The sequence below is a fragment of the Arthrobacter sp. NPDC093128 genome (genome assembly GCF_040683875.1).
GTDB lineage: Bacteria > Actinomycetota > Actinomycetes > Actinomycetales > Micrococcaceae > Arthrobacter.
The window spans coordinates 1-12,846 of record NZ_JBFBEY010000008.1 but is presented as its reverse complement, the minus strand read 5'-3'; the positions used below and the strand labels follow the sequence as shown (position 1 = coordinate 12,846).

General features: G+C 67.0%; 9 protein-coding genes. 4 read left to right on the top strand and 5 right to left on the bottom strand.

All coding sequences use genetic code 11. The annotated features are described in order from the left end of the window. Positions 1–4: 4 nt before the first annotated feature. Entirely contained in the window at positions 5–844 is an 840-nt protein-coding gene (locus tag AB0N24_RS10930; protein ID WP_364123683.1) for an amino acid ABC transporter ATP-binding protein, read from the bottom strand. Beyond that, on the bottom strand, positions 841–1,899 hold the full coding sequence (locus tag AB0N24_RS10925) for an amino acid ABC transporter permease (protein WP_364123681.1): 1,059 nt from the start codon (positions 1,897–1,899) through the stop codon (positions 841–843). Before AB0N24_RS10925 ends, AB0N24_RS10930 begins: the two co-directional genes overlap by 4 nt. Before the next feature lie 290 nt (positions 1,900–2,189). On the opposite strand from AB0N24_RS10925, the gene AB0N24_RS10920 reads away from it, so the two are divergent. The 4 genes from AB0N24_RS10920 to AB0N24_RS10905 all read left to right on the top strand — a co-directional run bounded on the left by AB0N24_RS10920 (position 2,190) and on the right by AB0N24_RS10905 (position 7,570). After that, positions 2,190–4,217, top strand: coding sequence for an FAD/NAD(P)-binding protein (locus tag AB0N24_RS10920; protein ID WP_364123679.1), 2,028 nt, complete (start codon positions 2,190–2,192; stop codon positions 4,215–4,217). Continuing rightward, positions 4,205–4,735, top strand: a complete 531-nt coding sequence (locus AB0N24_RS10915; protein ID WP_364123677.1) for a GNAT family N-acetyltransferase — start codon at positions 4,205–4,207, stop codon at positions 4,733–4,735. Before AB0N24_RS10920 ends, AB0N24_RS10915 begins: the two co-directional genes overlap by 13 nt. A gap of 9 nt (positions 4,736–4,744) precedes the next feature. After that, positions 4,745–6,469 (top strand): helicase HerA-like domain-containing protein, encoded by a 1,725-nt coding sequence (locus AB0N24_RS10910; RefSeq protein ID WP_364123675.1) that lies wholly within the window; start codon positions 4,745–4,747, stop codon positions 6,467–6,469. A 108-nt stretch (positions 6,470–6,577) separates the two neighbouring features. Then, the gene (locus tag AB0N24_RS10905) at positions 6,578–7,570 is read left to right on the top strand and encodes a hypothetical protein (protein WP_364123673.1); all 993 of its coding nucleotides are present in this window, start codon (positions 6,578–6,580) and stop codon (positions 7,568–7,570) included. A 114-nt stretch (positions 7,571–7,684) separates the two neighbouring features. Here the strand turns inward: AB0N24_RS10905 and AB0N24_RS10900 are convergent, their stop codons facing one another. The 3 genes from AB0N24_RS10900 to AB0N24_RS10890 form a co-directional block, all read right to left on the bottom strand. Continuing rightward, positions 7,685–9,700 carry an NHL domain-containing thioredoxin family protein gene (locus AB0N24_RS10900; protein WP_364123671.1) on the bottom strand — a complete coding sequence of 672 codons (2,016 nt, stop codon included), beginning with the start codon at positions 9,698–9,700 and terminating at the stop codon, positions 7,685–7,687. Beyond that, positions 9,700–11,847 carry a cytochrome c oxidase assembly protein gene (locus AB0N24_RS10895; protein WP_364123669.1) on the bottom strand — a complete coding sequence of 716 codons (2,148 nt, stop codon included), beginning with the start codon at positions 11,845–11,847 and terminating at the stop codon, positions 9,700–9,702. Before AB0N24_RS10895 ends, AB0N24_RS10900 begins: the two co-directional genes overlap by 1 nt. Before the next feature lie 133 nt (positions 11,848–11,980). Continuing rightward, a complete protein-coding gene (locus AB0N24_RS10890) occupies positions 11,981–12,265 on the bottom strand; it encodes an HU family DNA-binding protein (protein WP_028271010.1) in 285 nt (94 codons plus the stop codon). Positions 12,266–12,846: the final 581 nt, after the last annotated feature.

Below are 12,846 nucleotides of genomic sequence, written 5' to 3'. Positions count from 1 at the left end.
TCCTTTAGATGTTGAAAGCGGGCTCGATCACCTTGGAGAAGAAACTCCGGGTGCGTTCTTCCTGCGGGTTGGTGAAGATGTCCTGGGGTGCGCCCTGTTCCACGATCTGTCCCTGGTCCATAAAAACCACGGTGTCCGCCACGTCGCGGGCGAAGCCCATCTCGTGGGTGACGATGATCAGTGTTGTTCCGGACTTGGCGAGCTCCCGGATGACGTCCAGGACCTCGTTGACGAGTTCGGGGTCCAAGGCGGACGTGGGTTCGTCGAAGAGGAGGATCTTGGGGTCCAGGGCCAGGGCGCGGGCGATGGCCACGCGCTGCTGCTGGCCGCCGGACAGCTGGCGCGGGTAGGCGCCGGCCCGGTCCTTGAGACCCACCCGGTCCAGCAGTTCCAGCCCGCGTGCACGGGCTTCGGCTTTAGACCGGCCCTGGGCGACGACGGGGGCCTCGGTGACGTTCTCCAGCGCCGTGAGGTGCGGAAAGAGGTTGAAGTTTTGGAACACCATGCCGATTTCGGTCCGCTGCTTGAGGATCTCCTTCTCGCGCAGTTCGTGGAGGCGTTTCCCGCGGACCTCGTAGCCCACCAGTTCGCCGTCGATGGCGATGAATCCGCCGTCCACCTTTTCCAGGTGGTTGATGGTGCGCAGCAGGGTGGACTTGCCGGACCCGGAGGGCCCCACGATGACGGCCACGCCGCCCGGCTCCACGGTCAGCGTGATGCCTTGGAGGACTTCGGTGGCACCGAAGGACTTGCGGACCTTGGTGATTTCCACGAGCCCGCGGGTGGTGGCGGGGCCGGCGATTTCGGTTGCCGCCTGGGCGGTTTCAGTGACTGCGGCGCTCATCGGGTGCCCTTTGCTCGGTTGTCGGTAACGGCAGCGTGGGTGGCGAAGAACCTGCGGGCCTTCTGGAGCGGCGTCAGCGGGAGGGTCCGCACGGCGCCCTTCGAATAGTGACGCTCGATGTAGTACTGGAAGACGCTCAGCACGGAGGTGATCACCACGTACCAGAGGGTGGCCACCAGGAGCAGGGGAAGCACCTGCTGGGTGCGGTTGTAGATGACCTGGACGGTGTAGAACAGCTCCGAGTACGCCAGGACGTAAACGATGGAGGTGCCCTTGACCAGGCCGATGATTTCGTTGAAGGCCGTGGGAAGGATGGCCCGCATGGCCTGGGGCAGGACGATCCGGGTGGAGCGGCGCCAGGCGGGGATCCCCAGGGCTGCGGCTGCTTCCAGCTGGCCCTGGTCCACCGACAGGATGCCCCCGCGGATGATTTCGGCCGAGTACGCTGCCTGGTTCAGGGTCAGGCCCAGCACTGCTGCCGCAAACTGGCTGATCAGTGTGGTGGTCTGGACTTCGAAGAAGCGGACGTCCGTGAAGGGAATCCCCAGGCTGATCTTCTCGTAGAGGTAGCCAAGGTTGTACCAGAGCAGCATCTGCACCAGCAGCGGGGTGGAGCGGAAGATCCACGAGAAGGTCCAGGACACCGAAACCAGCAGCGGGGAGGCGGAGAGCCGCATCAGCGCGAGGATGAAGCCGAGAATGAAGCCGAGCGCGCCGGAGATGGCGGTGAGCTTGAGGGTCTCCAGCAGCCCGTTGACCACCGACTGCGCGGTGAACCACTGGGCCACCACTCCCCATTCCCAGCGCGGGTTCGTTGCCAGGGACCACACCACCGCTGCCAGTCCCAGGGCGACGACGGCGGTGCCCACCCAGCGCCACGGGTGGCGGGCGGGGACCAGGCGGTAATCGGCATAGTCTGTGGCGGCCTGCCGGGATTGGGGCGCTTTGGGGCTTCCCGGGTCCGCGGACGGACCCGGGGTGGGGACACTTACGTCAGTTCCGGCGGACGCCGGCCCCGCTGCGGACTGCGCTGCCCGGGTTGCTGTTGAACTCATGCGCCACCTCGCTTCTTCTTGTTGTCTGTCAGATTGGAATTTCAGGTCGGGTTGGCTGCAAATCTAGGGACGCCGGAAACCCGCAGCAAGGCGGCATGTTGCATTGGTTCACAGGGGTTCTTGCGGCGTCATGAGTCGCTTTCTTGCGCGGATTTACGCACCGTTACGCGGCGTGAACGGGCGTGACCGGAGCCTCGACCACGGCCCGATCCGCTGCCTAGCATGAGGGCCCCGGGCCACCCTGAAAACGTGGCCGGGCCAGACCACCCCGCCTGAACAGGAGTCCAGCCGTGCCAGCGACCATCCCCTCCGTGGCCTTTGTCGGCGGCGGTCCACGGACAGCCGGCATCCTGGAACGCCTCGCGGCTAACCGGCCGGAGCTGTTCGCCCGGCCCCTGGCAATCCACGTCATCGAGCCCCACGTTCCCGGCTCGGGCAGGATCTGGCGCTACGACCAGCACCCGGGCCTCCTGCTCAACTCCGCGGCGGCGGACATCACCATGTTCACGGACGCCTCGGTCGCCTGCGCGGGACCGGCCGCGGACGGCCCCGGACTGGCCGCGTGGGCCGCCGGAGTGCTGGACGGCACCATCGCGGACGTTCCCCGGCTCCCTCCGGAGCTCAGGCGGCAGCTGCGTGCCCTGACCGGCGCCACCTTCCCGACGCGCCAGCTGCAGAGTGTGTACCTGGAGTGGTTTTTCCGGCGGGCCGTCTCGGGCCTGGGTCCGGACGTCCGGGTCACCGTGCATCGGGATACCGCCGTACGGATCGATTCCGACGACGGTGCGGGCGCCGGGGGTAAAGGCACTGCCGGGTACCGCCTTCGTCTGGCCGGAGGCGGCACGGTTGACGCCGACGTCGTGGTTTCCGCCCTGGGCCACACCGATTCGCTGCCCGACGAGGCGTCCGCCGGCCGGGCTGCCTTTGCCGCCCGGCACGGGGGGTTCCATGCGGCACCCAGCTACACCACCGACGTCGACTATTCAGGGGTGGCCGCCGGCCAGGACGTGATCGTCTCCGGCATGGGGCTGGCGTTCGTGGACCTTGTGGTCCTGCTGACGGAAGGGCGGGGCGGACGCTTCCAGGAAACGCCCGACGGCGGCCTGGCGTACGTTCCGTCCGGGGCTGAACCGCGGCTCTGGGCAGGTTCGCGGCGCGGGGTCCCCTACCATTCCAAGATTTCCTCCGCGCTCCGCGGGGAAGCGGCCGGCGACCCCCGGTTCTTCACGGCCGCCGCCATCCAGGAGTTGCTGGCGAGGCACGGGGAACTGGACTTCCGCACACAGCTCTGGCCGCTGATCGCCAAGGACGCCGGCTACGGCTATTACCGGGAAATCTTCACGGGCTACCCGGAACGCGTGAGCATCAGCTGGGACGAATTCTCGGACCGTTTCGCCGCGCTGGACTGGTACAGCCCCGAACGCGAGCGGCTGGTGCTCGAGTCGGTCCCGGACGCTGCATTCCACCTCGACTTCGAGCAGCTGGACCGGCCCCTTACAGGGTTGGATACTGCCGGAGGGGACTTTGCCGGTCCGGACGACGTGCAGCGTGCGGTGGCCGGCTACATCGAGAACGACCTCCGGCTGCGGACCAGCCCGGACCACTCTGAGACGCTGGCCCTGTTCACCGCACTGCTCAGGGTCTACATGGACCTGGGCCGGCTGGTACCGGCCGAACGCCTGAACGCGCGGTCGCAGCATACGGTCCATGGCTGGTGGCACGGCTTCTTCAGCTTCGTTGACTCCGGGCCTCCGCCGCAGCGTTTGCGGGAGCTGCTGGCGCTCCACCGCGCAGGGCTGCTGCGGTTCATCGGGCCGGGGCTGGAGATTACCGCTGATGAAGTGTCCGGGCAGTTCGTGGCCAGCTCCGTCCGCGGCGCCGTGCGGGTGTCGGCGAAGGCCCTGATCGAGGCGCGGCTGCCGTCGCCGGCTGTGACAGGCTCCGATAACCCGCTGCTGCGTTATTTGCACAGCTCCGGGCTGGGCAGCGAGCAGACGGTCCTCACGGCCGAAGGCCTCCATGCAACCGGGCGGCTGCTGGTGTCCGGGGCCAACGAGCTCGTCGGCCCGCTGGGCGAACCCAACCCCAGGCTGTTCGCCGTCGGGCCCAACACCTCCGGCTGGGGCGCCGGCGCCTTTGCCCGCCCCGGAACGAATGCCGCCCCGTTCCGGGAAAACGATGCCCTCGCGCGGCGGATCCTTGGCTTGCTGGCACGGGACCTAAGCGGGGACAGTGGACGCCGTGACAGCGAACGCGGTGAAGTTGAAGCGGCGGCTGTCCCGGCCGCCTCGGGAAAGGCTCAATCATGGAACAACTAACCGCCCCGCCGGCCCGTGTGCAGGAGTCGGCACTGGCTGTGCTTAACCTGCCCATGCATGATGTGCGGGTCCGGCCGCTGCTGGACGAGCTCGCCCGGGAGTACGACGCCCGGTACGGGAACCTGTTTGGGCGGGGAGCGGCGGCCGAGGAGCTCAACCGCTACCCTGCGGCTGAATTTGCCGCGCCCGGCGGTGCGCTGCTCATCGTCCAGGAAAACGGCGAATCCGTGGCGGGCGGGGCATTCCGCCGGCACGGGCCCAAGACGGCGGAGTTCAAACGGATCTGGACGCATTCTGCACACCGCCGCCGCGGGCTGGCCCGGTTCGTGCTGGCCGAGCTGGAAACCCTGGCAGCCCACCGCGGTTACAGCCGGGTGTACCTGACCACCGGCCCGCGGCAGCCCGAGGCCAAATATCTCTATCTGAACTCCGGCTACGAGCCGCAGTTCGACCTGGCCGCGGATCCCGAAACCATCAAATTCCTGGCTTTCACGAAAGATCTGGAGCCGCGCGGCTAAGCTATCGGCATGGCCATGAAATCCACTGCAGATAAAGTCGCCACCATCCAAAAGGGGTACACCTTGGAAGGCGCCACCATCGAGCTGGGAGCCGCCATCGTCGACGGCGAACTGCACAAGGATGCCCCCGTCCGGCTGCCTCTGGCCATGATGAACAGGCACGGGCTGGTGGCCGGCGCAACAGGAACGGGCAAGACCGTCACGCTGCACATGATGGCGGAGCAGCTGTCCTCTGCCGGGGTTCCGGTGTTCCTGGCCGACATCAAGGGAGACCTGTCCGGTCTGGCCACCGCGGCAACGGGCAACGAGAAACTCAAAGCGCGCACGGACAGCATCGGCCAGGCCTGGGCGGGCAGGACTTTCCCGGTGGAATTCCTGGCCCTCGGCGGGGACGGTAACGGCATCCCCGTCCGGGCCACCATCACGTCCTTCGGCCCCATCCTGCTCTCGCGCGTCATGGAACTCAACGACACCCAGGAATCCAGCCTGCAGCTGGTCTTCCACTTTGCAGACAAGAACAACCTGGAACTGATCGACCTCAAGGACCTCCGGGCCGTGATCCAGTTCCTCACCTCGGACGAGGGCAAGGACGAGCTCGAGGACCTGGGAGGCCTCTCCAAGGCGACGGCCGGCGTCATTCTCCGTGAATTGGTGACGCTTGAAGCGCAGGGCATGGAGGCCTTCTTCGGTGAGCCCGAATTCGATACCGCCGAACTGCTTCGCACGGCTCCCGACGGCCGCGGCGTCATCACCTGCCTGGAACTGCCCACGCTGCAGACCAAGCCCATGGTGTTCTCCACCTTCCTGATGTGGCTGCTCGCTGACCTCTTCGAGGACCTGCCCGAAGCGGGTGACCTGGACAAACCGAAGCTGGTCTTCTTCCTCGACGAGGCGCACCTGCTGTTCAACGACGCCTCCAAGGCGTTCCTGGAGGCCATCACCACCACCGTCCGGCTCATCCGGTCCAAGGGCGTGGGGATTTTCTTCGTCACCCAGACGCCGAAGGATGTTCCGGCCGATGTCCTGGGCCAGCTGGCCAACCGCATCCAGCACGCGTTGAGGGCCTTCACGCCGGAGGACGCCAAAGCCCTGAAAGCCACCGTGTCCACGTTCCCGGTGAGCGACTACGACCTCGAAGAGACACTCACGTCGGCCGGCATCGGCGAAGCCGTCATCACGGTGATGAACGAGAAGGGCGCCCCCACTCCGGTTGCGTTGACCCGGCTGCGGGCGCCGGAATCAGTGATGGGTCCCAGCACCGATGAGCTGGTCAAGAGCACCGCGGCCGGGTCCGCCCTGCTCCCCAAATACGGCACGGCGGTGGACAGCATCTCCGCCTACGAGAAGATCTCCGGAAAGTCCGCCACCAGCACCGGAGCTGCAGCCCCCGGCCAGCCGCCCACACCTTCCACAGGGGTGTTCGTGCCCAACAGCCCCGTTCCCGGAACCATGGACCAGGCCGCCGTTGACGCCGACGCCCGCCGCATTGAGGAAGAAATCCTGGGCCGGCCCAGCAGCAGGCCGGCTCCGGCGCCGGAACGGGCCCGGCGTGCGGAGCGCACAGCGCCCCCGGCCCCGCAGGAATCAGGCGGAGGAATGGTGGGCGACCTCGCCGGGGCCCTGGGCGGCGCGCTCGGCGGTGGCCTCAAAAGCATGGCCCGCTCGCTCGGAACCCAACTGGGCCGGGAGCTGTTGCGGGGCGTTTTCGGCACCTCCGCCAGGCGCCGCCGTTAAGGGCGGCAAGCCGCCGTCGTACTGTCCGGCAGCAGCCGGGCGGTGTCACAAGGGACGGCCTCCACACCTGCTTTCAGGCGCCTTGCAGGTAACGTAAGGTGCGTGCAGATGAGTCAAGCGTTGGTGAGGATCGCGGCCGGGTGGCTGTTGGGCCTTATGCTTGCCATCGCCGGAGCCGTCGTGGCGGTCAACCTGGTGAACGCCTCAGTGGCTGGTCCCGAGCAGCCCGTGCGCGAATATCTGGACGCTTTGCAGAAGGGCGAGGGCGAAAAAGCGCTGGGTCTCCTGCGCGCTTCCGTGCCGCAGAGCGACGCCGCCATGCTCGACGGAACAGCGCTCCAGACGGCCGCTTCCCGCGTCACCAACGTGAAGTTCGGTGAGACCCAGGAGCGTCCCGGAAACCAGGTCATGGTCCCCATGGAGTACACCATCGACGGCAGCAGGCTGAGCACCGAGTTCCTGCTGGAGCGGACCGGGACCGAATGGCTCTTCTTCAACAAGTGGGCGTTCGTGCCGGCATCGCTGCCTGTCCTGGAAGTCACCGTGGTCAACTCCAGCCAGGCCACGCTCAACGGCGTCCCGGTGAACATGCCCAACGGCCGCAATTCCTTCGCCGTCTTTTATCCCGGCGAGTACGAGGCCAGCCTGAACGGCGAATACTTCGCAGCTCCGGCCAGCCGTGCCACGGTGTCCGGCCGCGACGTTCCCACGGCCCCGCTGAGCCTCCTGACGGAAGCCACCCAAGGGCTGAAGGACGCCGTGGGCTCCAAGGTCAAGGAATTCCTGGACACCTGCGCTGCGGCGGCCGTGAAGGAACAGAAGCTCCAGCCCGACTGCCCGTTCTACCACGCCACGTTCAACCGGGTGACGCCGGGAACCATCAAATGGAGCATAAGCGAGTACCCGAAGGTGTCCATTGAGCCCTTCGGTGGCCGCTGGGTGGTGGCCCCGCTGGACGGGAAGGCCCGGTTGGAGGCCCAGCAAACGGACCTGTTCAGCGGCGCCGTGACCGACCTGAACGTGGAACACGACTTCAGCTTCACCACGCGGCTCGACGTCGACGGCGACACCATCACGGTCACCCCGCTCCTGAGCTACTAGGCTGCCGGCGGCTCCTTGGCTGGTGGCGCACGTCGTCCCTGACAGAACTGGCCCGGCTCCCAACCCCAGGGGGTCGAAAGCCGGGCCAGCTCAACATCCATGGACGGCGGGGCCTCAGTCCATTCCGCGGAGGTCCAGGACCAGCTCACTGTCGCCGTCGGCCTGCAGGACCACCGGGATGCCCCAGTCCTGCTGGTACAGGTGGCACGCCGCGTGATCGGGGATCTCGCCGTCGGCCGTTTCGGGGCCGTCACAGGCCGCGGCGCGCGCCGTAATGTGCAGTATGCCCTCCGGAACGTCGGAGGAGAGCTCCAGCGTCCGCCGCAGCCCCACTGACGTGCCGCCGCCGGCAACCAGCAGCTCGGGCGGGGTGGAGGAGATCTTCAGCTGCGTGGGGTCGCCCCAGCGATCGTCGAGCTTCTGCCCGGTGGGCGCCGTGAAGCGGACCGTGAGCTCCAGCGTGCCGGGGGCAACGGGGCTCTTGGGACGGTGGGTCTGCACTGCGCCCTCGTCCACCTGCTGCGCTTCCTTGGGGATGGGCACGTAGACCAGTTGGTGCTTGTTTGCTTCCACCACCACCAGCAGCGGCTCAGAGCCGGCCACGTGCGTGTGGTCCACAATCACGTCGGACGGCTCGGACAGCCCCCGCGCAAGGGTGGACACGGTTCCGGTCGCGGGGTCGTAGCGGCGGACGGCGCCGTTGTAGGTGTCGGCAATCGCCACGGAACCGTCGGGCAGCACGGTGACGCCGAGCGGGTGCTGCAGCCGCGCCTCAGCGGCCGGTCCGTCGCGGAAGCCGAAGTCGAACAGGCCCTTGCCGACGGCGGACTCCACGGTGACCGTACCGTCGTCGTCAATCACCAGTTTGCGCAGCGCGGACGTCTCGGAGTCAGCCACCCAGATGTTGCCGTCGGCGTCCTCGGCCAGCCCGGACGACTGGGCGAACCAGGCTTCGTGGGCGGGGCCGTCCAGGAGGCCCTCCAGCCCGTTGCCGGCCACGATGGACACGACGCCGGACAGGGGGTCGAAGCTGAAGATCTGGTGGACACCGGCCATGGCGACGACTACGGCGTTGAGCTTGGCGGACCACACCACGTCCCACGGCGAGCTCAGCGCAACGTCCAGGGGATGGTCGCCGAGCCGTCCGGTGAAGCCGGCCGCGTCCTCGTCCACGCGTGCAGGCCCTGTTTCCAGCAGGCGCTGCACGCCGCTGCCGACGAGTGTGGTGACGGTTCCGTCCGCGAGGGACAGCCCGCGCAGGCGGTGGTTGACGGTGTCGGCAATCACGACGTCGTAGCCGGTCTTCGCTGCCACGTCTTCCGGCAGGAGGACAAGGCCCTGCGGCTCGTTGAACTGAGCGGTGGGCTTGACGGAGTCGACGTCGGAGCCGGGGCCGTCAGCGTGGCCCTTGGTCCCGGAGCCGTAGGTGCGCAGCACCGTGTGGAAATCAGTGTCCAGCTCTACCAGGCGGTGGTGACCGGTGTCCGTGACCAGCCAGGAGCCGGCGTCGGGAGTGTTGGCGTCGGCCTCCGCACTGGCTGGCTTTCCGGCAGAGGTTCCGCGGCCTGCGGGGAGGAAGAGTGCTTTGCCCGGGAACCGCAACGTGCCCGACGTCGGCTCCGGCGCCACGTACGGGCCGTTGCCGCGGTGCAGGGTCCCCTTCGCCTCGTGCTCGGCGATGAGTTCCGGGATCAGCACGGATAGGCCGTCAGCGTGGCCTTCGCCGGACAGGTGGGCCACGATGTAGCCCTCGGGGTCGATGACGACCAGCGTGGGCCAGGCGCGGGCCGTGTAGGCCTTCCAGGTTTCCAGCTCGGGATCGTCCAGGACCGGGTGGTGGATCTCGTAGCGCTCCACAGCGGCGGCAAGGGCAACGGGATCGGCCTCGTGCTCGAACTTCGGGGAGTGCACGCCCACGGTCACCAGGACGTCGGAGTACTTCTCTTCGAGAGGGCGCAACTCGTCGAGCACGTGCAGGCAGTTGATGCAGCAGAAGGTCCAGAAATCCAGGAGCACGATCTTGCCGCGCAGGGCTTCGAGGTCCAGGGACTTCCCGCCGGTGTTCAGCCAGTTACGGCCCACCAGTTCGGAGGCGCGGACCCGGAGGTGGGTGCGTACGGTTTCGCTCATCAGCGTCCTTCCAGCTTTGAGTTGCGTTCAGCCAGCTTGGCGTCGCGTTCAGCCAATTTGGCAAACATATCGTTGTAAGCAGTGAGATCGGCGTCGTTATTCCTGTCGGCCGCCCGGTCGGTCCGTTTGGACTCCCGGTCGTCGGAGCGCGACCACATCACGGCGACACCGATGGCCACCAGGAGGGTGGGTACTTCACCGATTCCCCAGGCCACTGCGCCGCCCATCTGCTGGTCCAGCAGCGCAGACGGCCCCCAGGCCCGGCCCAGGTTGCCGAAGTAGTCCGCGGCCAGCAGTCCGGTGCCGCCCATGATCGCTACGCCGAAGAAGGCGTGGAAGCCCATGGTGGCCAGCAGGAGCACCAGGCGCATGGGGTAGGGCGCGCGGCGGGGAAGCGGATCGGTACCGATCATGCTCAGGACGAAGATGTAGCCGGTGAGGGCGAAGTGCAGGTTCATGAGTTCGTGGCCCACGTGGTCCCGCATGGCGTAGCCAAAGGCGTCCGAGTAGTAGAACAGCACAATGGAGCCCGCGAAGTTGGCGGCGGCGAACAGCGGGTGCGTGACCAGTTGGGAGAGCCTGGAGTGCACAAACAACAGCAGCCACTCACGGATACCGCGTGACCCGTCGCCGCGTGCCGGCAGGGCCCGCAGCGCGAGCGTCACGGGGGCACCGAGCACCAGGAAGATCGGAGCCACCATGGTGAGCGCCATGTGGTCCACCATGTGCGCGGAAAAGAGCACCCGGCCGTAGACCGACGGCGGGCCGGACGTGATGTAGGTGAGCACCAGGAGCCCGATCACCCAGTTGACGGTGCGGAACCAGAACCATTTGTCACCCCGGCGCCGGACCTTGGCTACGCCGAGGACGTACGAAACCAGGCCAAACACAGCGAGGGCGATCCACAGCCAGTCCAGGCGCCATTCCGTAAGCCAGCGTTCCGGGGTCAGCTCGGGCGGCAGTTCATAGCCGGAGAGGATGAAGGCCGGGGACGCGTCCGGGGCGAACGTGGTGGGCTGCGGCGGGGCCGAGCGGCCCAGGGCGACGGCGATGCCGGACGTTGCGCCCATGATCAGCAGTTCGGCAATGACCAGCTGCCACAGCACCCGACGGGCGGACAGGGCGGCGCCCTTGCGGTGGAGCTGCGGGATAACCCACTGGCGGTGCATGAGGCCGATGCCGCCGAGCATGAGCGTGGCCACGGCCTTGGCCAGCACCATTTGCCCGTACGCGGATCCGAACAGATCGTGCCAGCTGGTGATCCGGATGCTCGCGTTGATGACACCGGAGGCGAAGACCAGCACGAAGGCGAATCCGGCCAGGGAGGAGAACCGGCGGAGCGTGGGCTCGGTGATGTCTGCCTTGGCGCTGGTGTTGCCTCCGGTCAGGATGCCGGACAGGACGGCCAGCATGATGATCCCGCCCACCCATGCGGACACGCCGACCAAGTGCAATGCCAGGGAGTTGATGGCGCCTTCATGGTCGCTGGAGCTCGAGGAGTGGCCGATCAGCGCGATGGGCACCATGCCCACGAGCGACAGCACAAGGGTGAGGGCCAGCCCGGTCAGGGAACGCACACCAAACAGCGCGGTGGTAACGACGGCAGCCACGATGGTGACGGCAAGCCACGCGCGTCCGGTCTCGATGTCCGTCATGAAGTAGACCAGAGCACGCGTGAACTCGGCGTCCCCGGAGAGGGACTGGCCTGCCACGTCCGAGTAGGTCAGCACCAGCACCGCTATCGCGGACAGCGTCCACGCAGCGCCGGCAGCCGCCGCCACGGCCAGTGCCCGGGAGAACGCCGGGTGCTCCGGGGTGCTGGTGTCCTTGGACCGGGAACCGTTGGCGTTGCGCGGCAGGATACCGACGGCGAAGATCAGGCCGCCGATCACTGTAGCCAGGGAGACGTTGTGGAGGGCCTTGCTGATGGGGAGCCCCCAGCGGATCAGGGCTCCGGGGTCGGACACCTCGCGTGCGGCGGCCGCTCCCGAGAACAGGAGCGCTGCTGCAAGGCCCAGGAAGAGCGCTGCCACGCCCGCGAACTGCCACGGCCGGGAAATGCCCGCAGCGCCGCCAGCTGCCCCGGTCTTTCCCGGGTGGGGGGAAGGCTGCGGAAGGGTGGGGCGGGATTTTGCTGCTGAGGGCACCTATCCATTGTCCGCTACGGGTGCCTGCGCCGCGAATCGGAGGGTTGGCTGCTGACTGGCGTGATTGCGGTTAAAGCAAAGGGAGCGGCAACCCTGAGGTTGCCGCTCCCTTTCAAGCGTTGGACGCCGGATGCTACTTCTTGGAGACAGCAGCCTTCAGCTTGGAGCCAGCGGTCAGCTTGACGCTGTGGCCAGCGGCGATCTGGATGGTCTCGCCGGTCTGCGGGTTGCGGCCGGTACGGGCTGCACGGTCGGTGCGCTCAACTGCGAGCCAGCCCGGGATGGTGATCTTCTCGCCCGCGGCGACAGAGGTCTCGAAAACCTCGAACAGTGCATCCAGCACGGAGTTGACGGCTGCCTGGCTGGTGCCGGCCTTGCCTGCTACCTCTGAAACAAGTTCACTACGGTTCTTAGCCATTGATGTCCTCCTGGACGGTCATGATTTCTGGAGCCTGCACGCGGCATGCGTACAAGCCACTGTTCGAAAACTTACCAGCTTGCCGCGGTCAGGTCCGCAAATTCCGCGTGTTTCCGGCATTTTTTGAGGTAAATCACCGGTTTTGAGGCCTTTCGAGCCCTTATTTCGCCATCAGCGGACGCTCCCCCTTCTTCCCCGGCGAACGGTCGGGCAACCTCTTCAGCGTCCGCCGACCCCCTCCGCTATCCGCCAGGCGGACGCTTCCTCACTTTTTGCGGGAGAATCCCGGACGCTCTCTCAGTTTCCGGTGAGTTTACGACGGCGGTGCGGGGTTTGGGTGCCCGGCCGGTCTTTGCAGGGAGTGAGAGAGCGTCCGCCGAAAGGGCCCGGGATGTGAGAGAGCGTCGGGGTTTTCGGTGCAGGATGTGAGAGAGCGTCCTGGTGTTCCGTGATTCGGTGGGGGCGGTTGAACGGGTTTTTTGGGGGGGGTGGTTAAAGTGGGAGAGCCTCCAGACTGTGTCTGGAGGCTCTCGACCTAATGGTTGTCCGGCGGTGACCTACTCTCCCACACCCTCCCGGGT

Coding starts and splice junctions, on each gene's coding strand:
- AB0N24_RS10930 (WP_364123683.1), bottom strand. CDS start 844: ATGAGCGCCGCAGTCACTGAAACCGCCCAGGCGGCAACCGAAATCGCC.
- AB0N24_RS10925 (WP_364123681.1), bottom strand. CDS start 1,899: ATGAGTTCAACAGCAACCCGGGCAGCGCAGTCCGCAGCGGGGCCGGCG.
- AB0N24_RS10915 (WP_364123677.1), top strand. CDS start 4,205: ATGGAACAACTAACCGCCCCGCCGGCCCGTGTGCAGGAGTCGGCACTG.
- AB0N24_RS10910 (WP_364123675.1), top strand. CDS start 4,745: ATGGCCATGAAATCCACTGCAGATAAAGTCGCCACCATCCAAAAGGGG.
- AB0N24_RS10905 (WP_364123673.1), top strand. CDS start 6,578: ATGAGTCAAGCGTTGGTGAGGATCGCGGCCGGGTGGCTGTTGGGCCTT.
- AB0N24_RS10900 (WP_364123671.1), bottom strand. CDS start 9,700: ATGAGCGAAACCGTACGCACCCACCTCCGGGTCCGCGCCTCCGAACTG.
- AB0N24_RS10890 (WP_028271010.1), bottom strand. CDS start 12,265: ATGGCTAAGAACCGTAGTGAACTTGTTTCAGAGGTAGCAGGCAAGGCC.